At 73.6% G+C, this 22,023-nt stretch carries 20 protein-coding genes, 1 tRNA gene and 1 pseudogene; 12 read left to right on the forward strand and 10 right to left on the reverse strand.

Annotated elements, in window-relative coordinates; all coding sequences use genetic code 11:
* The first annotated feature begins 86 nt into the window (after positions 1-86).
* From PV419_RS30030 to PV419_RS30040, 3 genes are read left to right on the forward strand one after another with little or no spacing between them, the layout of a single operon-like run.
* Entirely contained in the window at positions 87-1,736 is a 1,650-nt protein-coding gene (locus PV419_RS30030) for an FAD-dependent oxidoreductase (protein WP_319694304.1), read from the forward strand.
* The gene (locus PV419_RS30035) at positions 1,736-3,013 is read left to right on the forward strand and encodes a nucleotide disphospho-sugar-binding domain-containing protein (protein ID WP_319694306.1); all 1,278 of its coding nucleotides are present in this window, start codon (positions 1,736-1,738) and stop codon (positions 3,011-3,013) included. The genes PV419_RS30030 and PV419_RS30035 overlap by 1 nt, the downstream gene beginning before the upstream one ends.
* 47 nt (positions 3,014-3,060) lie before the next feature.
* On the forward strand, positions 3,061-3,840 hold the full coding sequence (locus PV419_RS30040) for an NAD(P)-dependent oxidoreductase (protein ID WP_319694308.1): 780 nt from the start codon (positions 3,061-3,063) through the stop codon (positions 3,838-3,840).
* On the opposite strand, the gene PV419_RS30045 is transcribed toward PV419_RS30040, so the two are convergent.
* Positions 3,759-4,424: a dTDP-4-dehydrorhamnose 3,5-epimerase family protein gene (locus tag PV419_RS30045; RefSeq protein WP_319694310.1), complete on the reverse strand. Its 666-nt coding sequence runs from the start codon at positions 4,422-4,424 to the stop codon at positions 3,759-3,761. The two genes, PV419_RS30040 and PV419_RS30045, sit on opposite strands and share 82 nt — an antisense overlap.
* Positions 4,425-4,585: 161 nt before the next feature.
* Between PV419_RS30045 and PV419_RS30050 the strand changes: the two genes are divergently transcribed.
* From PV419_RS30050 to PV419_RS30075, 6 genes are all read left to right on the forward strand, one after another.
* Entirely contained in the window at positions 4,586-5,668 is a 1,083-nt protein-coding gene (locus PV419_RS30050; RefSeq protein WP_319694311.1) for an NAD-dependent epimerase/dehydratase family protein, read from the forward strand.
* 49 nt (positions 5,669-5,717) lie between these two features.
* The gene (rfbH, locus tag PV419_RS30055) at positions 5,718-7,094 is read left to right on the forward strand and encodes a lipopolysaccharide biosynthesis protein RfbH (RefSeq protein WP_319694313.1); all 1,377 of its coding nucleotides are present in this window, start codon (positions 5,718-5,720) and stop codon (positions 7,092-7,094) included.
* On the forward strand, positions 7,094-7,861 hold the full coding sequence (locus PV419_RS30060; RefSeq protein ID WP_319694315.1) for an SDR family NAD(P)-dependent oxidoreductase: 768 nt from the start codon (positions 7,094-7,096) through the stop codon (positions 7,859-7,861). The genes rfbH and PV419_RS30060 overlap by 1 nt, the downstream gene beginning before the upstream one ends.
* Before the next feature lie 46 nt (positions 7,862-7,907).
* A complete protein-coding gene (locus PV419_RS30065; protein WP_319694317.1) occupies positions 7,908-9,104 on the forward strand; it encodes a nucleotide disphospho-sugar-binding domain-containing protein in 1,197 nt (398 codons plus the stop codon).
* A gap of 70 nt (positions 9,105-9,174) precedes the next feature.
* The gene (locus tag PV419_RS30070; protein ID WP_319694319.1) at positions 9,175-10,599 is read left to right on the forward strand and encodes an NDP-hexose 2,3-dehydratase family protein; all 1,425 of its coding nucleotides are present in this window, start codon (positions 9,175-9,177) and stop codon (positions 10,597-10,599) included.
* On the forward strand, positions 10,596-11,579 hold the full coding sequence (locus PV419_RS30075; RefSeq protein ID WP_319694321.1) for a Gfo/Idh/MocA family oxidoreductase: 984 nt from the start codon (positions 10,596-10,598) through the stop codon (positions 11,577-11,579). The genes PV419_RS30070 and PV419_RS30075 overlap by 4 nt, the downstream gene beginning before the upstream one ends.
* A 30-nt stretch (positions 11,580-11,609) precedes the next feature.
* On the opposite strand, the pseudogene PV419_RS30080 reads toward PV419_RS30075, so the two are convergent.
* Positions 11,610-12,041 (reverse strand): annotated as a pseudogene (locus PV419_RS30080) (Scr1 family TA system antitoxin-like transcriptional regulator); the annotation flags it as partial.
* On the opposite strand from PV419_RS30080, the gene PV419_RS30085 reads away from it, so the two are divergent.
* Positions 12,022-12,489: an ATP-binding protein gene (locus tag PV419_RS30085; protein ID WP_319694322.1), complete on the forward strand. Its 468-nt coding sequence runs from the start codon at positions 12,022-12,024 to the stop codon at positions 12,487-12,489. The pseudogene PV419_RS30080 and the gene PV419_RS30085 sit on opposite strands and share 20 nt — an antisense overlap.
* Before the next feature lie 188 nt (positions 12,490-12,677).
* On the forward strand, positions 12,678-13,304 hold the full coding sequence (locus PV419_RS30090) for a DUF4232 domain-containing protein (RefSeq protein ID WP_319694324.1): 627 nt from the start codon (positions 12,678-12,680) through the stop codon (positions 13,302-13,304).
* Between the two features lie 89 nt (positions 13,305-13,393).
* Here the strand turns inward: PV419_RS30090 and PV419_RS30095 are convergent, their stop codons facing one another.
* Positions 13,394-14,071, reverse strand: coding sequence for an SDR family NAD(P)-dependent oxidoreductase (locus PV419_RS30095; RefSeq protein ID WP_319694326.1), 678 nt, complete (start codon positions 14,069-14,071; stop codon positions 13,394-13,396).
* A 131-nt stretch (positions 14,072-14,202) separates the two neighbouring features.
* On the opposite strand from PV419_RS30095, the gene PV419_RS30100 reads away from it, so the two are divergent.
* Entirely contained in the window at positions 14,203-14,916 is a 714-nt protein-coding gene (locus PV419_RS30100) for a helix-turn-helix domain-containing protein (RefSeq protein ID WP_319694327.1), read from the forward strand.
* 388 nt (positions 14,917-15,304) lie between these two features.
* Here PV419_RS30100 and PV419_RS30105 read toward each other — a convergent pair.
* The 7 genes from PV419_RS30105 to PV419_RS30135 all read right to left on the reverse strand — a co-directional run bounded on the left by PV419_RS30105 (position 15,305) and on the right by PV419_RS30135 (position 21,763).
* Positions 15,305-15,378, reverse strand: a tRNA-Lys gene (locus tag PV419_RS30105).
* Positions 15,379-15,434: 56 nt separating this feature from the next.
* Positions 15,435-15,998 (reverse strand): bifunctional DNA primase/polymerase, encoded by a 564-nt coding sequence (locus PV419_RS30110; protein ID WP_319694328.1) that lies wholly within the window; start codon positions 15,996-15,998, stop codon positions 15,435-15,437.
* Positions 15,999-16,122: 124 nt separating this feature from the next.
* Positions 16,123-16,488 carry a hypothetical protein gene (locus PV419_RS30115; protein ID WP_319694330.1) on the reverse strand — a complete coding sequence of 122 codons (366 nt, stop codon included), beginning with the start codon at positions 16,486-16,488 and terminating at the stop codon, positions 16,123-16,125.
* 95 nt (positions 16,489-16,583) lie between these two features.
* Entirely contained in the window at positions 16,584-17,975 is a 1,392-nt protein-coding gene (locus PV419_RS30120) for an AAA domain-containing protein (RefSeq protein ID WP_319694331.1), read from the reverse strand.
* Complete coding sequence (locus PV419_RS30125; protein ID WP_319694333.1) at positions 17,972-19,588, reverse strand: hypothetical protein; 1,617 nt, start codon at positions 19,586-19,588, stop codon at positions 17,972-17,974. Before PV419_RS30125 ends, PV419_RS30120 begins: the two co-directional genes overlap by 4 nt.
* On the reverse strand, positions 19,579-20,811 hold the full coding sequence (locus PV419_RS30130; protein WP_319694334.1) for a hypothetical protein: 1,233 nt from the start codon (positions 20,809-20,811) through the stop codon (positions 19,579-19,581). Before PV419_RS30130 ends, PV419_RS30125 begins: the two co-directional genes overlap by 10 nt.
* On the reverse strand, positions 20,726-21,763 hold the full coding sequence (locus PV419_RS30135) for a phosphatase PAP2 family protein (RefSeq protein ID WP_319694336.1): 1,038 nt from the start codon (positions 21,761-21,763) through the stop codon (positions 20,726-20,728). Before PV419_RS30135 ends, PV419_RS30130 begins: the two co-directional genes overlap by 86 nt.
* Positions 21,764-22,023: the final 260 nt, after the last annotated feature.

Consider the following 22,023-nt stretch of genomic DNA (forward strand, 5'->3'; position numbering starts at 1 on the left):
GCCCGACGCGGCAGCACCTCCCGGGGGACGCCCCGAGGCCGGCGGAAACCCCGCGGGAACCCCGGCGGGACCACGGGGACATTCAGGTGCTCGTGGTCGGGGCCGGGCCCGTGGGGCTCACCATGGCGCATGAACTGGCCCGTCACGGGGTGCGGGTACGCCTGGTGGACGCCGCCCCCGGCCCCGCCACCACCAGCCGCGCCCTGGCCACCCACGCGCGCACCCTGGAGACCTACGACCAGATGGGCGTGGCCGAGGACCTGCTCTCCCGCGGGCAGCGGGTGGAGCACTTCACCCTGCACCAGAACGGCCGCCGCCTCATCCGCCTCGACACCGACTACAGCCGGCTGCCCACCCGTTTCCCCTTCACTCTCATGGTCGACCAGATGATCACCGAGGAGGTGCTGCGCCGTTCCGCGGCCCGGCACGGGGTCGAGGTGGAGTGGGGCGTGCGGCTGACCGGGTTCGAGGACCTGGACACCGCCGTACGCGCCCGGCTGCGCCACGCGGACGGCACCGTGGAGGAGGCGCGCGCCGGGTGGCTGGTCGGCTGCGACGGCGGGCACAGCACGGTGCGGAAGAAGCTCGGGCTGCCACTGCTCGGCGACTCCAGCGAGACCTGGCTCATCGCGGACGCGGTGGTGGACTGCGATCTGCCGCGCGACAGCATCCACTGGATGCGCACCCGGGCCGGGACCGTGATGATGGTGCCCTTCCCGGAGCCAGGCAAGTGGCGGCTGCTGGACACCACCGACGTCGAGTACGAGGGCGGCGAGGCGCAGGACGCGGCGGTGGCGCGGCGGTTCGCCGCCAAGATCCGGGCGGGCACCGGACGCGCGGTGCTGGTGCGCACACCCACCTGGGTGTCGGTGTTCTCCATCCAGCAGCGCATGGTGCCGCGCATGGGCTCGGGGCGGGTGTTCGTCGCGGGCGACGCGGCCCATGTGCACAGCCCCGCCTCCGGACAGGGCATGAACACCGGTGTCCAGGACGCGGTCAACCTCGCCTGGAAGCTCGCCGCCGTCATCCACGGCGAGGCCGGCACCCGGCTGCTGGACTCCTACGGCGCGGAGCGGGTGCCGGTCGGCGAGCGGCTGCTGCACTCCACGCGCTTCGCCACCGCGCTGGTACAGCTGAAAAGCCGTACCGCCGCCTCGCTGCTGCGGGCGGCGTTCGGTGTCGTCCGCGCGCTGCCGCCGCTCAAGGCCCGCATCCAGCGCCGGATCATGGGCGGCATGACCGCGCTCGACCTGACGTACCGGGCCGGGACCGGGGTCCTGGGAGAGACGGCGGGCGCGCGCGTGGCCACGGTCGGGCCGCGGCGGGCGGCGCGGAGCCCCGGGTGGCAGGAGCTGATCGCCGAACTGGGCAGGCCCGGCTGGACGATGCTCGCCTTCGCCACTCCGGACCAGTACCCGTCGCTGTGCGCGCTCGCCGAGGCGTACGGGGGCTATCTGAGGGTTCGTACGGTCGTGACGGAGGCGACGGTCATGTCCGAGGGGTCAGTGGACGGCGCGCCGGGGCTGTTGGCCGACCCGGGCGCGCGGCTGCGGGCCGACCTGGGCGCGGCGCCCGGCGGCTGGCTGCTGATCCGGCCGGACGGCTACGCGGCGGCCCGCGGCACGGCCACGGACCGCCCGCGCGACGCGCTCGCGGCGCTGGGGCTGCGGCCCGTGCTGCACCTGGTGGCGCGGCCGGCCGGGCAGCGGCCCGACGCGCGGGGAGGCGAGGTGTGATGCGGGTTCTCTTCGTGGTGTCCAACTGGCCCGGCCACTGGTTCTCCATGGTGCCGCTGGGCTGGGCGCTCCAGGCGGCCGGGCACGAGGTGCGGGTGGTGTGCGCGCCCAGCCAGGCGGAGCCGGTGGGACGGGCCGGGCTGACCCCGCTCGCCATCCTCGACGCGCCGGACCTGGCGTTCATGGCCCGGCTGCTCAACTACTCCGCCGCGCAGGGCGGGCGCTGGCCCTACCGGGAGCTTCCGCCGCACCCGGTCACCGGCCGCCCGGTCGCCTCGCTGGAGGAGTTCGAGCCGGGCGCCTGGCTGCGGGAGCACCATGAGCGACTGGTCGACATGGCACACCGCTCCACCGACGCGGCGGTGGCGTTCGGCCGCTGGTGGCGGCCCCAACTGGTGGTGCACGACCTGCTGAGCCTGGAGGGACCGCTGGTCGGGCGGGTGCTGGGGGTGCCCGCGCCGCTCCACCTGTGGGGCCCGGTGGGGCCGGAGGACCGGGTACGCGGCGTGCCCCTGGTGCCGTTGGACACCAGCCGCGCCTTCCAGCGTTACGAGGTCGGGGCGCTGCGGCGCGAGACGTACGAGTACGCGATCGACCCCTGCCCGGCCGGCGCCGCCCCGCCGCTGACCGCCCACCGTATCCCCGTGCGCCATGTGCCCTACAACGGGCCCGGGGCCATGCCGCCGTGGCTGCGGACACTGCCCGGCGCGCCCGAGGCGGGCGGGCGGACCGGGCGGTCCGGGCGGCCCCGGGTCTGCGTGGTGTGGGGCACCTCGGTCAGCGTCACCTTCGGGCCCGGCTCCTTCGCCGTGCCGAAGGTGGTCGAGGCGCTGGCGGAGCTGGACGCCGAGGTGCTGCTCACCGTCACCGGCGCCGACCGGGAGCGGATCGGCACCCTGCCGCCCGGGGTGCGGCTGCTGGAGCACACCCCGCTCCATCTGCTGCTGCCCTCCTGTGACCTGGTGGTCCACCACGCCGGCGGGGGCTGCGCCATGACCGGGCTCGCCGCCGGTGTCCCGCATCTGATGCTGCCGTGCGGTCTCGACCAGGAGACGATCGCCGACCGGATCGTGGCGGCGGGCGCGGGAATCGCCCTGCCCAACGCCACCGCGGACGTGCCGGCCATCCGCGCGGCCGCCCGGACACTGCTGGGCGATGCGTCCTACGGCGCGGCGGCCCTCCGGCTCCAGGAGGAGATGGCGGACAGCCCGCACCCCTCGGCGCTGGTGGCCCGGCTGGAAGAGCTGGCCACGGGCGCGCTGCTGGTCCGCGGCTGAACACAGACGCGCCCCCGGCAATCGACCCTCTCACTTCAGGACGTGGCATGGAGATTGTGGGAAACGGGTTCCTCGCCCGGAGCCTTGAGCCGATCGCCCATAACCACCCGGACACCGTGGTCCTCGCGGCCGGTGTGTCATGGGCGAGCGGCACCTCGGAGGCGGACTTCGCGCGGGAGGCGGCGCTGCTGCGGGAGGTGGCGCGGGGGTGCCGGGCCACCGGGCGGCGGTTGCTGTTCTTCTCCACCGCCGCCACCGGGATGTACGGCGCGGTGGACGGCCCCGGGCGGGAGGACAGCGCGATCGTCCCCTGTACCCCGTACGGGGCGCACAAGCTGAGCCTGGAGCGGCAGTTGCACGACACCGGGGCCGACTGGCTGGTGCTTCGCCTCGGCCATCTGGTCGGCCCCGGGCAGCCGCCGCACCAGCTGCTGCCCGCGCTGGTGCGGCAGATGCGCCAGGGCCGGGTCCGTATCCACAAGGGGGCGTCGCGGGATCTGATCGACGTGGTGGACGTCGTGCGCGTCATCGACTTGTTGCTGGCCCAGGACCTGCGGGGCGAGACGGTCAATGTGGCCTCCGGGGAGGCCGTTTCGGTGCAGCGGATCGTCGACCACCTGGAGCGACGGCTGGGCCTGGTGGCGCACCGGGAGTACCGGGAGGCCGGGGCCCAGCACGTCATCTCCACCGAGAAGCTGCGGGCCCTGGTCCCCCAGACGGCCGGGATGGGCTTCGGCCCCGGCTACTACCGGCGGGTCCTCGACGCCTTCGCCAGGACCTGCGTCACCGGCTCGGTGGTGCCCGCGGCGCGCAGCTGCCGTTCGTAGAGCTCGCGGCAGCTGTCGTAGGTGGCCAGCAGTCCCTGGTCGGCGGCCTCGGCCAGGGACGGGGCGCGGGCGTCCTTCTCCGAGATCAGGGGCTCGTCGGTGAGCCCGAGGTGCCACGGCAGCCCGAGGGTGGGGTCGAGCGGCTGGATGTCGATCTGGGTGCCGGGGACGTACTGCGTCGAGCACAGATAGCTGATGCAGGTGTCGTCGGTGAGCGCCACGAAACCGTGGCCGAGCCCCTCCGCCACGTACACCGCGGTGCCCCGGCCGGCGTCGAGCATGTTGGTGTCGTACGCGCCGAAGGTGGGCGACCCGAGCCGCAGGTCCACCACGATGTCCAGCAGGGCCCCGCGCACACACGTCACGAACTTGGCCTGTCCGGGTGGCAGCCGCACACCGTGCAGGCCGCGCAGCGTATTGCCGGCCGACACGGAGTAGTTGACCTGTAGGGGGGCGAACACATGGCCTGTCTGCCGGGCCAGTTCGTCGTACGCGTACGACTCGAAGAAGCTGCCGCGCGCGTCGGTGTGGTGGCGCGGCACGACGCGGTAGGCATCCGGCACGGCGGTCTCGTGGATCTCCATGGTCGTCGCACGGTAGGCGGTGCGGGTCGAGGGGGACTCGAGTCACGGCGAGGACGATGGCGAGGCTGTCAGAGGAAATGACATGAGCGGCATCGATATGCGGCTCCGCCGCGTGACCACTCGTCATGCCGGCTCATGTCGACTGCCGTGAGGAGACGCCGATGGTGTCGCAGGCTGCCGGGATGTCGGTCGTCGTACTCGGGGGCACCGGCTCGCTCGGGCGCCACATCAGCGAGGTCTTCGAGACGGAGGGCGCGCGGGTGATCACCGTCTCGCGGGCCGCGGCCGACCGGCTCTCCGGCGGTCGCCACATCTCCCTGGACCTGACCCGCACCCCGCCCGCGCGCCTCGCCGGTGTGCTGGCCGGGGCGGGGGCGGACATCGTCGTCAACGCCGCCGGCCTGGCCTGGAGCGGTGCCGAGGAGGAACTGGGGGCGGCCAACGCCGGGCTGGTGCGCGGGTTGGTGGAGGCCGTCTCCGAGCTGGCGCGCCGGCCGCGCCTGGTCCAGCTGGGCACGGTCCACGAGTACGGCCCGGTGGCGCCGGGCACGGTGATCACCGAGGGCCTGCCACCCGCGCCGGTGTCCCCGTACGGGCGTACGAAGCTGCTCGGAGCGGAGGAGGTCCTGCGCGCGGCGCGGGCCGGTGCGGTGGACGGGACGGTGCTGCGGATCGCCAACGTCTACGGCCCCGGCGCGCCCCGCACCAGCCTGCTGGGCATGGTCGCCCACCACCTGGCCGAGACGGCGTGCGGCCGGTCGGCACAGAGCGCTCTGCGGATGGCCCCGCTGGACGCGCGGCGGGACTTCGTGGACATCAGGGACGTCGGGCGGGCCGTCCTGGCCGCGGCGACCGCGCCGGGGGTGGCGCGGACCGACGCCGCCCCCGGCGCGGTCGTCAACGTCGGCTCGGGGCGGGCGACGGCGGTGCGTGAGCTCGTCGACCGGATGATCGAGCTCAGCGGGCTCGACGTACCGGTGGTGGAGGAGCCCGGCAGCCGCCCAGGCCGCCCCGGGAGCCGGGGCGGCCTGGGCGGACCCGGGAGCAGCCCGCGGGCCGCTCGGGGCGCCGACTGGCAGCTGCTGGACATCTCCGCGGCGCGGCGGCTGCTGGGCTGGCGGCCGAGGTACCGCGCCGACCGCTCGCTGCGGGACCAGCTGGCCGCCGCGGGGCTGCCGCCCGACCGGGTGTCGAGGGCGGTTCGAGCCGGGGGCGGAAGTGTCCGGTCCGCAGGGAACGGATGACGGCACAGCGGTGGCCGGGTGAGCGGTTACGGACAGGAAGGACATGGCGATGAGCGACCACAGGGCGCTTGTTCTCGATGAGGTCCGCAAGTACCACCAGGAGCGGGAGCAGCAGCAAGAGCCCCGCCGGGCGTTCGTCCCCGGAGTCACCGAGATCTGGCCGTCCGGCGCGGTGCTGGACGAGGACGACCGGGTGTCGCTGGTGGAGGCCGCCCTGGAGATGCGGATCGCCGCGGGGCGCAGCTCGCGCCAGTTCGAGTCCGCGTTCGCCCGCAAACTGGGGCTCCGCAAGGCACATCTGACGAACTCCGGCTCCTCGGCGAATCTGCTGGCCGTCGCCGCCCTGACCTCACCGCAGCTGGAGGACCGGCGGCTGCGGCCGGGGGATGAGGTGATCACTGTCGCGGCGGGCTTCCCCACCACCGTCAACCCGATCCTGCAGAACGGCCTGGTACCGGTCTTCGTCGATGTCGACCTCGGCACGTACAACACCACCGTCGAGCGGGTCGCCGCCGCCATCGGCCCGCGCACCCGCGCCATCGCCGTCGCCCACGCGCTGGGCAATCCGTTCCCGGCGACCGAGCTGGCCGAACTCGCCGAGCGGCGGGAGCTGTTCCTCATCGAGGACAACTGCGACGCGGTGGGCTCCCGCTACGACGGCCGGCTCACCGGCACCTTCGGCGATCTGACCACCGTGAGCTTCTATCCCGCGCACCACATCACGATGGGGGAGGGCGGCTGTGTGCTGACCTCGAACCTGGCGCTGGCGCGGATCGTGGAGTCGCTGCGGGACTGGGGCCGGGACTGCTGGTGCGAGCCGGGCGAGTCCAACAAGTGCCTCAAGCGCTTCGACTACCAGATGGGGACGCTGCCCGCGGGCTACGACCACAAGTACATCTTCTCCCACGTCGGTTACAACCTGAAGGCCACCGATCTGCAGGCGGCGCTGGGGCTTACCCAGCTGGCCAAGCTCGACGACTTCGGCGCGGCGCGCCGCCGCAACTGGCGGCGGCTGCGCGAGGGCCTGGACGGCGTGCCGCACCTGCTGCTGCCTCAGGCCACCGAGCGCAGCGACCCCAGCTGGTTCGGGTTCGTCATCACAGTGGCGCCGGGAGCCCCGTTCGGCCGCGCCGAGCTGGTGGACTTCCTGGAGTCCCGGCGGATCGGCACCCGTCTGCTGTTCGCGGGCAACCTCACCCGGCACCCGGCGTACATCGGGATGCCCCACCGGGTGTCCGGGGACCTCGGCAACAGCGATCTGATCACCGAGCGGACCTTCTGGGTCGGGGTCTATCCCGGCCTGACCGAGGAGATGCTGGACTACGTCGTCGCGTCCATCCGCGAGTTCGTGGCGGCCCGCGGGGCGCGGGGCGTGGGCCGGGCACGAGCGCGGTCGGCGCCCGGACACCAGGCGGCCAGGGCGTGATGGACCTCGGTCTGGAGGGACGTACGGTCCTGGTCACCGGCGCCACCGGCGGCATCGGACGGGCCACCGCGCGCGCCTTCGCCGAGCAGGGCGCCAGGGTGGCGGTGGCCTACCGCCATCAGCGGGAGGCGGCCGAGGCGTTCGCCGACGAGCTCGGCGGGGAGGACGGCGAGAGACGGGCGTTCGCCGTGCCGTACGCGCTGGACGACGCCGCCTCGCCGCGGTGGGTGGTGGCCGCGGTGGAGCAGCGCTGGGGCCGCCTGGACGTGCTGGTGGCGAACGCGTGGCGGTGGGGGCTGCGGCGAGGGCCGCGCGAGCGGTTCGAGGACGTACGGGAAGAGGAGTGGCTGCCGGTCGTCTCGGACAACCTGGCCCCCGCGATCCGTACGGTCCAGTGCGCCGTCGCCGGGATGCGCGAGCGTGGCTGGGGCCGGATCGCGCTGGTCTCCTCGCACAACGCGCTGAACGGCGCCCGCGGCCAGGAGTTCTACGGCGCGGCCAAGGCCGGGCTGCACGGCCTGGCCCGGAGCCTGATGTGGGACCTGGGCGGCGACGGGGTGCTGGTCAACGTCGTGTGCCCGGGACTGACCACGACCGAGCGGGTGCTCGCCGGGCTGCCGGGCGCGGTCCGGGAGCGGGAGCTCGCCGCCACGCCCACCGGGCGGCTGAGCACGCCCGAGGACATCGCCCGGGCGCTGTTGTTCCTGTGCTCGGCCGCCAACGGCAACATCACCGGCGAAGTGCTGACGGTGTCCGGCGGTCGGTGAGCGGGCCCCCAGGTCATCGCTGTCCCGAACGTCCCGGAGGAGTCCCGTGCGTGTTCTGTTCACCACCTGGTCCTCGGGTGGGCACCTCGCCCCGATGGTGCCGCTCGCGCGGGCGTTCCTGGCGGCCGGCCACCAGGTGCGGGTCGCGGTGCCGTCCGGCTGCGCGGCGGCCGTCGCCCACGCCGGTCTGCTCCCCGTCCCGGTCGGCACCCTGCCCAAGGCGTCCGGGGCCGCCGGTGCGGTGCCCCGCCGCATCGGAAGCTGGCCCGCCGACTGGCCGGTGCGGCCCGCGGGGCTCGGCGCGGAACAGCGTGGCATGCTGCGCGCGCTCGGCGACAAACAGGTGCGGATCGCCGAGGCGATGGCGCAGGGCCTGGTGGCCTTCGCCCGCTGCTGGCAGCCCGGCCTGGTGGTGCACGACGCGAGCGCGTACGCGGGGACGGTGGCCGCGGCGGTGCTGGGGGTGCCCGCGGTCGGCCAGCTGTGGGGGAGCGCGGCCGTACTCCGGCTGGACCGGCAGGATCTGCACGGCCCGCCGCTGCCCGGCTACGCCCGCCTGATGCGGCGTTACGGCGTGGACCCGGCGCACGAGCCCGACCTGTGGCTGGACCCGTGCCCGCCCAGCCTGGCCCTGCCCTCGCCGGCGCGACGGATGGCGGTGCGCTTCGTGCCGGACGAGCAGGGGGTCCCGGACGAGCAGGGGGGTCCGGACAAGCAGGAGGCGCCGCACGGGCAGGGCGGGGCCGCGCTTCGGGTCTGTGCCGCCTGGGACGACGCCGGCGGTCCGCCGGGGGCCGTGGGGGCCGCCCTGCGGCACGCCGAGGAGCGAGGCGCCGAGGTGGTGGCGTGGTCGGGCCCGGCCGCGACGGCGGGCGCGGGCGCGCGGGCGCGGGGCGCGGCCGGGCCGCCGTACCGGCTGCCGGCGGGCTGCCGGGCCGTGCTCCACCAGGGCGGCGGGATGGCCGTCGTGGCCGCCGCCGCGGCGGGGGTGCCGCAGCTGGTCGTCGCGCCGCGCCCGGAGCAGCAGCTCAATGGGGCGCGGCTCGCGCTCGCGGGCGCCGGGCGCCTCGTTCCGGCGGACGCGTCGCCCGCCCGCCTCTCCGCCGAACTGTCGGCGCTGCTGGAGCGGCCTTCGTACGCCGCCGCCGCGCGCGAACTGCGCGCCGAGGTGCTGTCGATGCCGGGGCCGGACGAGGCGGTGACCCGGCTCGTAAGCCCGGCACAAGCCGTCCATGCACCATAGGCACACGACACAAGGCCACACCGGCACCGCCATCCACACCCACACGTATTCCAGCCCTAGGAGCCGCCCCGTGTCGACCACCAGCCTGCCGACCCGCCCCGTCCTGCGGCCCCGGGAGGACCCCGGGCTGCCTGCCCGGCTGGCCCGGTCGGCCGCCGCGGACCAGGGGGCCCAGCTGCGCACCGAGGACTTCGGCGGCTGGCTCGCCTCCCGCGGGCGCGCGCACGACTTCAGCGTGGACCGCATCGTGTTCGCCGAGCTGGACGGCTGGTCGTTCGAGTCCGGCACCGGCAATCTGGTGCACCGCAGCGGGCGCTTCTTCACCGTGGAGGGGCTGTCCGCCTCCACCGACGAGGGCCCGTACCGCAACTGGCACCAGCCGATCATCGTCCAGCCCGAGGTGGGCATTCTCGGCATCCTGGCCAAGGAGTTCGACGGGGTGCTGCACTTCCTCATGCAGGCCAAGATGGAGCCGGGCAACCCCAACCTGCTGCAGCTGTCGCCCACCGTGCAGGCGACCCGCAGCAACTACACCAAGGTGCACAAGGGCCTGGACGTGAAGTACCTGGACTACTTCGTCCGGCCCGGGCGCGGCCGGGTCATGGCCGACGCCCTCCAGTCCGAGCACGGCTCGTGGTTCTACCGCAAGAGCAACCGCAACATGATCGTCGAGGCGTTGGACGACGTCCCGTTGGACGACGACTTCTGCTGGCTGACCCTGGGGCAGATCAATGAACTGCTGCACCAGGACCTGGTCATCAACATGGACGCGCGCACGGTGCTGTCCTGCATGCCGGAGTACGGAGGGCAGCCGGCGACCGAGCACGGAGCCGGCGCCGCGGAGCGCGCGCTGCACACCGACGCCGAGCTGCTGTCCTGGTTCACCGGCGAGCGCTCCCGGCGCGATCTGCGGGCCGAGCGCGTCCCGCTGGCCTCGGTGCCCGGCTGGGTGCGCGGCGAGCGGTCCGTCGACCACGAGGAGGGCAGGTACTTCAGGGTGGTGGCGGTGTCGGTGCGGGCCGGCAGCCGCGAGGTGAGCAAGTGGACCCAGCCGCTGTTCGAGCCGGTGGGAACCGGGATCACGGCGTTCGTGGCGCGGCGGTTCGGCGGCGTCCTGCATGTGCTCGCGCACGCGCGCGTCGAGGGCGGCTTCCTCGACACCGTCGAGCTCGGCCCCACCGTCCAGTGCACGCCCGGGAACTGGGACCACCTGCCGTCCGCGGACCGGCCGCCCTTCCTCGACCTGGTCCTCGCCCCCCGTGGCGGCGGCGTGCGGTACGAGGCGGCGCACTCGGAGGAGGGCGGGCGGTTCCTGAACGCGGAGAGCCGCACCCTGGTCGTGGAGTCCGACGACGCCCCGCTCGACCCGCCGCCGGGGTACCGCTGGGTCACCCCGGCCCAGCTGCGCTCGCTGGTCCGGCACGGCCACTACGTCAACGTCCAGGCGCGTACGCTGCTGGCCTGCCTGGGAGCGATGGGAGGGGACGGCCGATGAGCGACGCCGAGCTGCGCGTCGGGGTGCTGGGCTGTGCCGATTTCGCGCGCCGCCGGATGCTGCCGGCCATGATGGCCGCGCCCGGCGCCGAGGTCGTGGCGGTGGCCAGCCGGGACGCGGCCAAGGCCGTGGAGACGGCGCGGCTGTACGGCTGCCGCCCGGTGACCGGATACGCGGAGCTGCTGGCGCTGGAGGAGGTGGAGGCGGTGTACGCACCGCTGCCCGCCGCCTTGCACGCGCGGTGGGTGGAGGCGGCGCTGCGCGCGGGCAAGCATGTGCTGGCGGAGAAGCCGCTCACCACCGACCCGGCGCGCACCGCCGAGCTGCTGGCCCTGGCCCGCGAGCTGGGCCTGGTGCTGATGGAGAACGTGATGTTCGTCCACCACGGCCAGCACGAGGCCGTGCGCACGGCGCTCGCCGAGGGGGCGATCGGTGAACTGCGCGCGATGCACGCGGCGTTCGCCATCCCCCGCCTTCAGGACACCGACATCCGCTACAACCCGGACCTGGGCGGTGGCGCGCTGTGGGACGTCGGCGTGTATCCGGTGCGCGCCGCGCTGCACTTCCTGGGCCCAGCGCTGCGGGTCGCGGGCGCGGTGCTCACCCGCGGTGAAGGACGGCGGGTCGACACCTCCGGGGCCGCCGTGCTGCACACGCCCGAGGGGGTCACCGTCCAGCTGACCTTCGGACTCGACCACCCCTACGTGGCGATGTACGAGCTGTGGGGCACCGAGGGGCGGCTGAGTGTGGAGCGCGCCTACACCCCGCCCGCCGACTTCGAGCCCAGGGTCCGGCTGCGGCGCGCGGACGGCGACGAGGAGCTGCGGGTGGCGCCCGACGACCAGGTGGCGAACACCCTCGCCGCCTTCGTACGGGCCGTCCGGGACGCCCAGGGCGGCCGGGAGGTGCGGGACGGCCGGGCCGCCGTGCTGCGCCAGGCGGAGCTGCTCCACGACATCCGGGAGGCGGCGCGGGCGTGACGGACTGAGCGCATGCTGGTGGTGGGTCACGTAGCCAACCCAACGGTTGTCCGCAGTTTCGGCAAGGTACATCGGCCCCTCGAAACCGGAATCGTCCTCCTGCCGCAGCGGCATGACCTGGATCTCCACGTTGCGGTGGCACCCCTGCTCCAGCAGGTGGTCGTACAGAGCCTTGGTGACGTCAACGCCGCCGAACTGGCGCTCCAGTAGCGCCTGTTCAATGATGAAGGAGAACGTTGTGTTCGGGCGCTCCGTAAGGAGTTGCTGCCTCGCCAGGCGAGCAGCCACTTGGTTCTCGAACTGCTCCTCTGTGAGTGGAGGAAGGCGGCGTTCGAAGATCTCTCGCGACGCCAGCCCCGCCTTGCGCGTCAGACTGCGGGCCGCAGCCGCCAGGACGCGCGCGGCCGTCGTGCCTAGCACCCCCTCAGCTCCACAGGCCCAAGTGCCCGTCACCGTACGCACGTTCGCTCAACGTTTCTCCGCCACCCGCCGTGGCGCCCGGCTGGCCCGGCTCCTGGCCGCGCATCAGGTCGCCGCGTGGGGGGGTCCCCGGGGCAGTAACGGCTTCGAGGCCGTTGCACTGGTGGTCGCCGAGTTGGCCGCCAACGCCGTGGTGCACGGCCTGGTGCCGGGGCGGGACTTCGCGCTGCTGCTCCGGTACGACGACGAGACCGGCGTCGTGCGCATCGAGGTGTCGGACACGCACGACAGGCAGCCCGCGCGGGTCGTGCCCGAGCGGGACGACGAGCACGGCAGGGGCCTGTTCCTGGTCGATGCGTTCGCCGAGCGCTGGGGGGTGCGGGAACGCCGGGGGCCCGGAAAGACGGTGTGGGCCACGGTAGCCGCACCACGCCAGCGGGATGAGCCGACGACGTACGGCACGGGGACGCTCGTGGAGCGGTCAGGCTGAGCGTCGTTCCGCGCGGGGACTCCAGCACGGCGCCTGTGCAGGCGACTTCAGACATCCGTGCACGCGGCTTCGGAAATCGACACTTAGCCGGGTGTTAGTGGAGCGGCAGCCCAACGATAGTGGCCTCGACCAGAGTGGGTGACGTACCGAGGAGACAACGACACAAACCACCCCCGGGGGAAACCGAAATGAGCTCCAGCACCACTGTCCGCACCGCCCGTCGCCGCACCCTGCGCGTCGCCGCCGCGGCACTCATCGCAGCCGCCGGCCTTTCCCTGACCGCCTGCAACAACGCGGACGACACCGCCTCGAAGCCTGCGACCGGGGCCAGCAGCGCAGGCTCCTCCGCCGGAGCGCAGGGCACCGATGCCCAGCCGGACAACGCCAAGTCGGGCTCCGGCGGAAAGAGCAAGTTCTGCCGCACGAACGACCTGGTCATGGAGGCTGTGGACAGCTCGCCCGACCAGAAGGTGGGTGAGGTCACCGTTCAGATGACCAACAAGGGCGCGAAGACCTGCTCGGCGACGGGCTTCGCGGGCGTCGACTTGAAGGACATCGATGGCACGTCCGCTCCTGTCCATCGCGGCGGTGAGCAGCCCCGCATCACCGACCTGAAGCCCGGTGACACCGCCACCTTCAGCATCTCGTACGAGGTCGACTTCAGTGGCGACAGCCTCGCGTCCCCGACCAACATCATCGTGACGCCGCCGAACGAGACCCACAGCGTGTCCCTGGAGTGGCCCGCGGATGCGCTGAAGCTGGCCGGCCCGTACGACGACAAGATCCAGGTCCACCCCGTCGGCATAGCCAACTGAGTACCGTGAAGTCGGCCCTGTGCGAGACCGACTCTCGTTGATCGTGCCGCGATGATCTCCGCCGCGGCACGATCAAGGGTTGGTGGGTGTCAGCGACTGAAGACGCGTTCAGCCTTGTCGCGGTGGGTGGTGTGCAGCTCCCAGTAGACCGGGGAGATCTCCTCGGGCTGAGCCGTCGGGAAGCCGGGGACGACCGACATGCCGATGGACACGTCGATGGCGACGTGGGCGGCCTGGACCCCGCTGTCGGTCAGCTCCTTGTGCAGGTTGATCGCCCAGTTGCGCAGGGCCGCGGCGGCGGCGTTGACGTTGCCGACCTGCGGTACCGGGTCGATGGATCCCGCGCCGGTGGTGTAGAGAAGGGTGCCGGCGCCGGCCTGGCGCATCGCGGGCAGCACCGCCTGGGTGGCGGCGATGGCCCCGTAGAGCTGGAAGTCCATCTCGTGCTGCACGTGCTCCGGTTCGGCCGCACTCGGGGTGGTCAGGGTGGTGGAGTCGATGCCGCCGACTGGGGAGTACTCCAGGACGTCGATGCCGCCGAAGTGCGTGGCGGCGTGCTGCAGTGCCCCGGTGAGGGCATCGCGGTCGAGGACGTCGGCGGGGAAGGCGGCGGCGGTGATGCCGTCGGCGGCCAGCTTGGCGGCCAGGTCGTCGAGCTTGGCGCGGTTGCGGGAGATCAGGGCGACGTTGTGGCCGTGGGAGCCGAAGGTTCGGGCGATGGCGAGGCCCAGCTGGGGGCCGGCGCCGACGATGGCGATGGTGGGCATGGGAAGCCTTCCGTGAAGTAGAGGTGGATAGGGCTATCCGCTTTCTGAATCCGGATAGCCCTATCCGTTTGAGTGGTGCGAGCGTAGCACGGCAATCGGATAGGGCTATCCGGTTTGCTAGGGTGGTCGGTATGAGCCCTCGGGACCAGCACACGGGCGACACCGGCAGCTCGGCCGACTCCGCCGCTCAGCCGCTGCGCAGCGATGCGGAGCGCAACCGGGAGCGGATCATCGCTGCCGCGCGCACGGTGTTCGGCCGCGACGGGCTGAACGCGTCGATGGCCTCGGTCGCGCGGGAGGCCGGGGTGGGGATCGCCACGATGTTCCGCCGCTTCCCCACCAAGGAGGAGCTGGTCGCGGCTGTCTTCGCGGACCGGATGGACGCCTACGTGCGGGCCACCGCCGAAGCACTGGCCGACCCCGACCCGTGGCGCGGCTTCGCCGGCTACATCGAGACGGTCTGCGCGATGCAGGCCGCCGACCGCGGTTTCGCCGACGTCCTGACGATGAGCCTGCCCGGGGCCGAGGCTCTGGAGGCGTGTCGCGCCGAGGCGTATCAGGGTTTCCTGGAGCTCATCGCCCGCGCCAAGGACAGCGGAGACCTGCGCGAGGACTTCACCAGCCGGGACCTGGTCCTGCTGCTCATGGCCAATGCCGGCGTCCTGAGCGCCACCGGCGAGGCTGCCCCCGACGCCTGGCGCCGCCCGGTCGCGTGGATGATCCAGTCCTTCAGGACGCCCGCCCGCGGCCCGCTGCCGGACCCGCCGGAGGATGCCGCCCTGTATCAGGCCATGCGTCGCACCAGCTTGGGCATCACCTCGACCGAGACCGGAAAGGGACGCTGACCCCCGGCCGGCGGGTCGCCGTGAAATCGGCCGTACGGACCCCAGCCTGCTGGCCGAGCGCATCGACGGCCCACGGCTGGGGGCTGACCCGCCACGCCACCCTGGAGGGGACGGCTGTGCCCGGCCAGCGCATCAACGACTCTGGATTCGCCTGCGGGAGGATCTCACGCCCCCGGCCTGGAGAGCGGTGACGTTCGCAGAGGCTCTGCCACCACGGCTGGCCGAGGCCACGCTCGCTGTCCGGCTGGCGGACCTGGAGACGAGCTCTGCCGTCCTGGCCGAGCGCGTACGGTTCGTATCGAGGTGATGAACGCACGGCCCCCGGAAACGAAACTGGGGTTTCTCGGAGAACCGAGAAACCCCAGGTCAGTGGCTCTAGGAGCCAAGGTGCGCCGCCAGGGACTCGAACCCCGGACCCGCTGATTAAGAGTCAGCTGCTCTAACCAACTGAGCTAGCGGCGCCTGCTGACGTAGAAGACCTTAGCACCCGGATCAGGCGGAGCGAAAATCGATATCCGTCACCCCGGAAAAACGGCGGGTGTGCTGGTCACAGCGGTGCGGTCGAGGAGCTGGGAGGCCGCGCGAGCGGCCCGTACGCACGCCCACAGCAGCGCCTCCGGGCCGGGCAGCCAGGGGCGCCGGACGTCGGGGGCGACCAGCCAGCGGCCCTCGGCGGCGGGCGTCTCCTCCGGGTACGGCGGCGGGACGGTCACCGCGTCGCCCCAGCTGTAGCAGAGCAGCGGCGGGGCGGACGCCGTCCACTCCTCCCAGGCGAGCAGCGCTCCAAGCCGTCGGGCCGCGCCCGGGGCGGCGAACAGCATGACGCGGCCGCGCAGGGTCGCCACCGGGCCGCTGCCCGGCCCGTCGGTCCATAACCGGCTCACCACCCGGCGGCCGAAGAGGGCGTCCATGCTGACCACGTCGAAGGCGGTGCCGCACGGCAGGGTGACGGGCACGCTGGGGCGCTGCGCCCACAGCGCGTGCACGCTACGGGGGCAGGCGCTGGCCGAGGCGAGCCAGTCCGCTCCGGCGGGGGTGACATAGGCGGCGGCGTGATGTGAGTCCCGAGGCCATTCGCTCATGTTTCTACACTTACCGGTGGAAGGGACTACGGAGGGGAATGAGGTAAAACCGGTATGTGACGATGATGCGTGCGGTATCTTCCGCCCGCATATGCCAAGGGCCGCATACCGCTCACGGTCGCGATCAGTCCGTCGCGTCGCCGCCCCGCATCAGCTCGCGGCCGAATTCGACCATCTTCTTGGCGTAGTCCTCGGTCCACTCCGCCCGCTCCGCGATCACGGCCGGGGTCAGCCGGTCGAACCGCCGCGGATCGGCGAGCTGGGCCGCCGCCATGGCCTGGAACTCCATGGCGCGGTCGGTCGCCGCGCGGAAGGCGAGCACGAGTTCCGTGGAGCGGGACAGCAGCTCACGCGGGTCCTCGATGGACTCCAGGTCGAAGAAGTGCGCCTCGTCCGCGACGGCCGCGGTGGGTTCGAACAGCAGGGGTGCGGGTTTCAGCCGCCGGGGCGCGGTGCCGTGCGGGCCTTGAGCCGGATGCGGCTCGGGCATGTGTCTCTCCTTGTGAGTCCTCGGACCCGTGCGGGTCTTATCGGCCGAGCTGTCTCGTTCTCTCCCCCCATTGTCGCCCGTGGGGCAAGAGCGCCTCAGGACATACCCGATGGCCGCCAGCTCACACGGTGTTCCGCCAGATGAGCCAGGACCGCGTGGTTGGCCTCCCATCCGTCCGGGAACTTCACCGTGACCCCCAGCTGTACCGGCTCCGTCGACGGGTGCTCGTCCAGCAGCTCGGCCACGCCCGCCCGGCACACCACGATGCACGCGTGCCGGTGCCGGGAGGCCAGCACGCACAGCCGGCCGGTCTCCAGATGGAACTCCGTCGCGTCCGGCCGCCCCGACAGCGGATGCAGCACCACGGTCACATCGAACTCGCGCCCCTGGAGTCGGTTGGCCGTGTCGACCGTGACCCCGGTCACCCCCAGGTCGGCCAGCGCGGCCCGGACGGCCGCCGCCTGGTCCCGGTGCGCGGTGCCCACCGCGATCCGGTCCGCCGTCAGCGGCACCGGGTCGGCCGACCGCTCGCTGACCGCGGCCCCGCCCCGGTCCAGCAGCCGCCGCACCACCAGGGCCACGGCGCCCACCGCCTCCGGGTCCGTACGCGGCGTCCGCCGGGCGGGCAGCTCCAGCAGCCCCCACCCCGACTCGGCGGCCTCGTCCAGCACCCGGTCCGGGCCCGAGCCGTCGGAGGGGACGCCGAAGCGCAGCCGCCGGTCGCCGTGGCCGGTGCCGCTGCGGAAGGGCGTGTACGGGTAGAAGGCGTCCGAGACGAGCGGCGCCGCGGAGGCGGGCAGCCGCCAGGACACCGGCAGCCGGTGCTGCGGAAGCTGGGGGTTGTGCGCGAGCAGCGTGCTCACCGCGCTCGCCGACGGGTCGTACGACAGGCCCGCCCACTGGTCCGCGCCCACCACGCTGAACGGGTCCAGCTGCCCTGGGTCGCCGACGAACAGCGCCCGCTCGAAGAGCCCCGCGACGGCCAGCAGCGCATCAGACCGCATCTGGTACGCCTCGTCGACGATGGCGTGCCGCCACGGCTCGACGTTCTTGACATGTGCCCACTTCGCGGCCGTGGAGACCACGACGTCGAGACCGGCGAGGTCCGCGACCTTGGCCGAGGCGCGGACCGAGCGGTGCTGGTCGAGCACCGGGTCGTACGGGTGCGGCTCGCTGCTGTGCAGCCGCCCCACGGGCAGCTCGGGATCCTCCCGGGCCAGCCGGTCCACCAGGTCGTCCACCTGGGCGTTGGTCTGCGCGACCACCATCAGCGGCCGTCCGGCCGCCGCGAGCTCGCGGGCCGCGCGCACCACCAGCGTCGACTTGCCCGCGCCCGGCGGGGAGTCCACGACCACGCCCCGGTGCGCGCCGTGCAGCGTGTCGTGCAGGATCGCGTCCGTCGCGCGGGCGGCGGCCGCCGCCGGGTCGAACGCCTCGGCGGCGGCTCCGCCGGGCGCGGCTCCCGTGGCCGGGTTCGAAGCGGTCACAAAAAATCCTCCTCGGACACCGGATCGGGGGCCTGCGCGGCGGCCGCGTCGGGCGGGCCGCCGTGGGTCCAGGGCGTGGCCTCCGCGTCGGGCAGCTCCGGGCCGCCGCGCGGGGCGTGCTCGAACAGGGTCCAGCACACCCGGTCGCCCGGCTCCGGCACCGACCCCGGCTCGGGGGTCTTGCCCCGCCCCATGCCGCCGGTCAGCCGCACGACCAGCGCGCCCTCGGCGCCTTCCGGCATCTCGTCCGGGTCGGAGTGGCCCGCGAACTCCCCGGTCTGCGTCCTGCCGTCGGCCAGCACGCGGTACAGCTTCACGCCCTGGCCCAGGTGCGGGCGGTCCCCGGTGCGGACCGTGACCAGCGGGCGCGGGCGCGGGACCTTCGCTTCCGACCAGGCCATGACCACCTCGGCGACCTCCCCGGCGAACGCCTCCCCGGCCAGCCGCCGCCCCGCCATCACCATCGGGTCGTCCAGCGCCTCCTGCGCCTCCAGCTGTGCCTGTGCGGTCTCGCGGGCGGCCAGCTTCTGCGCGGCGGTCACCGCGTCGTCCCGCTTGGGCTGCGGCGGTTCCCCGGCACGCACCCGGTCCCGGTGGCCGGTGTACGACCAGCGGTCCCGCTTCCACCGGTCGGCCACCCGCGCGCCCTCCGGGAGGGCGCGCAGCAGGTCCAGACCCCGCCACACCGCGTCCCAGGTGGGCCGCAGCTGCGCAGCGATCAGCTCGCGGATCTCGGCCTCGGCGCGGTGCACCTCGGCGTGGTGCCGCTCCGCACGGGCCCCGTCCACGGCCCCGGCGGCCGCCATGCGCGCCGCGTCGTAGCGGGCCATCGCGGGGGCCAGCAGCTTGTTGTCGAAGGCCGGGTCGGTGGCCGGGCCCGCGGGCGGGCAGAGCAGCTGTCCGGCCGCGTCCCGCTCCGACTCGGCCCGCAGCGCCGCCCGGTCCCCGGGCTCCCCCTCCGGCGGGTCGATCCAGGCCAGCAGCGCGCCCAGGTGCTGGTCCTCCAGATTGCTCTGCCCGGTCGCCCAGTGACGGGTCAGCAGGTCCGTCATCGCCTGCAGCAGGCACGAGCCGGGCACCCGGGACCGCTCCCCGTAGTGCGTCAGCCACCGCCCGAGCAGCGGCACCCGCGCGGGCGCGGGGAAGGGCGTCTCCGGGTCCTGCTCGGCCGTCCGCCGGAACCGCATCGACCGGCCCAGCAGCCGTACGAATTCCACGCCCGCGCCGCTGGGCACCAGCAGCTGAGGGGCGTCCGCGCACAGCTCGACCTGGACCGGCACCTTCTTCCCGGTCTCCGGGTCGGTCTCCTTGCGCTCCTCGAGGTCGACCTCGTCCGCGTATGAGTCCAGGTAGGGCAGCACCACCTCCGCCAGCTCGGCGAGGAACGCGAACCGCAGGTCCCGGTCGCGCGGCTGCGCCACGGCCAGCAGCCGCGGGGCGTCCCGGTCGGTCCCCACCAGCGCGCCCAGCGGGGCGCCGGCCTCGCCCGCCGTGGTCAGCGGCACGAAGACCAGCGGCCGGTCGGACAGATGGCGATGGCGGACCGTCGCGACGGTCCGCGCCCGCCCGTCCCGGACGGCTTCCATCCGGGCCAGCGTCGTGATCAGCGACACACCGCCTCCTCGGCGGGTGCGGGTGCGGGTGCGGCGCTCAGTGCCTCGGCGCGCAGGGCGGCCGCGCGGCGCAGCGCGTCGACCGCGGGGTCGCCGGTGGGCGGGGCAGGGCGGTCGGCATCGGCGGCCTCGCCGAGGGCGGCCGCGAGCACTGCCTCGACGGTCGTCAGACCGCCCAGCTCGCCCCGTACGCCCCGGCCGAGCGACTCGACGCCGCCCTCCGCACGGCACCGCGCCCGGCAGTGGACGGCCAGCTCGCAGGCGGACAGGCACTCCGGGGCATAGGCGGCGTCCACCGCTTCCACGGCGGCGATCAGCTCGTCGACCGGCCGGGTCACGGTGCGGCCGTCGTCCGCCAGCCGCAGGTCGAAGGTGAGGCCTTCGGGGAGCGCGGCGGCGATCTCCTCGATCCGGGTGAGGCGGGTCAGCTGCCGCCGGGTGACGGCCAGCTGCTTGCGCACGTCGACCAGTTCCGCGGTGGGGAGGTTGGAGAAGTCCTTGGGGCACACCAGCAGGACCTCATGCCGCACCCGGGCGCGCGCCTGGGAAGCCACCCGCTCCAGCGCCAGCGCGTACACCGCGGCCTGCCGGGCCGCCGCGCCCACCTTGGCCGGGTCCGCCGAGCCGTCCACCATGGGGAAGGACTTGATCTCGATGACAGTCCAGGAGCCGTCGGGGTGCACCACGACCGCGTCCGGCTCCAGGAAGGCGGGGGAGCCGGCGATGTCCAGGCTCACCATGGGGTGGTCGAGCAGCGCCCAGCCCCTGGCCGCCGTGGCCTCCCGCAGGGCCAGCGCCGTACGCGCCGTGCGGCCCTGCGGGCCGACCGCGGTCAGGTCGGGGACCGTGGTGGTGCCCGGCTCGGGCGCGGGGGAGCCGTCGCGCAGGCGCTCGTGCAGCAGCCGCATCAGCGCCTGGCCGCCGTCCGCCTTGGTCCGGGCCTCGAAGGTGTTGCCCCGCTGGTGGGCGAACTGGGACTGGCCGAAGGACCCGGGAGACCCCAGCGCCTGGGCGAGCGCGAGCTTGTCGACCCCCGCCCCGTCCAGCAGCGCGCGGCGGCGGCAGCCGGGATTGGCGGCCAGCGCGGCCAGCGCGCGGGCGTCCAGGGGGTGCGGGGTGGCGGCCGGGCCGCGCAGCTCAGCGAGCCGCTGCCGCAGCGCCGTCCCCGGCTGCGGCGGTCTGACTGCCGCTGCCGCTTCGGACCGCCGCGCCGACCTCCCCACCGCCGCTGTCGCCGCCCGTGCTTCTGTCCGCGTCCCTGCCCTGCTGTCGAGGGATCCGTTCCCGTTCACGCGCCGAAGTCTCGCACTTGTCACTGACATTCGAGGCGACATTGAGGTTTGAGGCGGCATTCGCGGCAGGAGCAGCGGTTCCGGCGGCCTGCTCGGAGGAGGGGCGGGCCGAGCCGAAGCGGGCCCGGATCCGGCCGGCGAGGCGCAGCGCGGGCTTGGCCAGCAGCAGCCCGACTCCCATGACGGCCGCCCCGGCGACCGCGTCGAGGAAGTAGTGGTTCGCGGTGCCCATCACCACGATCGCGATGCTCAACGGATAGCCGACCGCGAGGACCTTGGCCCACGCCGAACGCCCGTGCCGCCACAGCACCACGCCGCACCACAGCGCCCACCCCACATGGAGGCTGGGCATGGCCGCGTACTGGTTGGTGAGGCCGCCGAGCCCGCGCGGCGCGCTCGCCTCGCCGCCCCACCAGCCGTACGAGCTGTACTGCGCCATCGTGTCGACGAAGCCGTGGCCCGCCTCCAGCAGCCGGGGCGGACAGGTCGGCATCAGCGTGAAGCCGACCAGCCCGATGAGCGTGGAGATCAGCAGCCAGGTGCGCAGCAGCCGGTAGTCGGCGGCCCGGCGGCGCTTCCACAGCCAGGCCAGGATCGCGGGGGTGACCACGTAGTGCAGCGAGGCATACGCGAAGTCGGCCGGTATGCCTATCAGCTTGTGGGCGGTGAATATGTCGTTGAGCGGGGTCTCGAAGTCGATGCTCAGCCGCTGTTCGAGGTGGAGTATCCCCAAGCCGTGGTCGACAGCGGTGGTCACATCGCCCCGGGCCAGCAGTCGGCCGGCCGAGTACGCCGCGTACACCACGGCTATCAGGGGCAGTTCGGTCCACCAACGTGGCCGACTGCCCTGCCATGTTGCGGCGCGGGGCGCGGTCTGGGGCATCCGGACGCTCTCCAAAAAGATCAGGCGGCCAAGAAAAGGCGCGCGGTCAACCGTACGGTGTAGGCCAAGCGGCTCGCGCACCGCCCCCGAGATGCGTCCGGAAAACGCGGGTCGCCGCTGGTGGAATCCCCCGGCATCCCCCGACGGACGGGTGCGCGATCAGGAAGACGCCGAGATCGCCCCCCGGGTTGCGTCCGGAACGGGTGCGCGATGATGGGACGGTACGGCGCTACCGCCCCGGTGAGGCGCTCCCGATCCGG

This window comes from Streptomyces sp. ME19-01-6, from assembly GCF_033793745.1.
GTDB lineage: Bacteria > Actinomycetota > Actinomycetes > Streptomycetales > Streptomycetaceae > Streptomyces.

Excerpts from the sequence above, each read along its gene's own strand:
- PV419_RS30035 (WP_319694306.1), top strand. The coding sequence starts at position 1,736 with ATGCGGGTTCTCTTCGTGGTGTCCAACTGGCCCGGCCACTGGTTCTCC.
- PV419_RS30040 (WP_319694308.1), top strand. The coding sequence starts at position 3,061 with ATGGAGATTGTGGGAAACGGGTTCCTCGCCCGGAGCCTTGAGCCGATC.
- PV419_RS30045 (WP_319694310.1), bottom strand. The coding sequence starts at position 4,424 with ATGGAGATCCACGAGACCGCCGTGCCGGATGCCTACCGCGTCGTGCCG.
- PV419_RS30050 (WP_319694311.1), top strand. The coding sequence starts at position 4,586 with ATGGTGTCGCAGGCTGCCGGGATGTCGGTCGTCGTACTCGGGGGCACC.
- rfbH (WP_319694313.1), top strand. The coding sequence starts at position 5,718 with ATGAGCGACCACAGGGCGCTTGTTCTCGATGAGGTCCGCAAGTACCAC.
- PV419_RS30060 (WP_319694315.1), top strand. The coding sequence starts at position 7,094 with ATGGACCTCGGTCTGGAGGGACGTACGGTCCTGGTCACCGGCGCCACC.
- PV419_RS30075 (WP_319694321.1), top strand. The coding sequence starts at position 10,596 with ATGAGCGACGCCGAGCTGCGCGTCGGGGTGCTGGGCTGTGCCGATTTC.
- PV419_RS30090 (WP_319694324.1), top strand. The coding sequence starts at position 12,678 with ATGAGCTCCAGCACCACTGTCCGCACCGCCCGTCGCCGCACCCTGCGC.
- PV419_RS30095 (WP_319694326.1), bottom strand. The coding sequence starts at position 14,071 with ATGCCCACCATCGCCATCGTCGGCGCCGGCCCCCAGCTGGGCCTCGCC.
- PV419_RS30100 (WP_319694327.1), top strand. The coding sequence starts at position 14,203 with ATGAGCCCTCGGGACCAGCACACGGGCGACACCGGCAGCTCGGCCGAC.
- PV419_RS30110 (WP_319694328.1), bottom strand. The coding sequence starts at position 15,998 with ATGAGCGAATGGCCTCGGGACTCACATCACGCCGCCGCCTATGTCACC.
- PV419_RS30115 (WP_319694330.1), bottom strand. The coding sequence starts at position 16,488 with ATGCCCGAGCCGCATCCGGCTCAAGGCCCGCACGGCACCGCGCCCCGG.
- PV419_RS30135 (WP_319694336.1), bottom strand. The coding sequence starts at position 21,763 with ATGCCCCAGACCGCGCCCCGCGCCGCAACATGGCAGGGCAGTCGGCCA.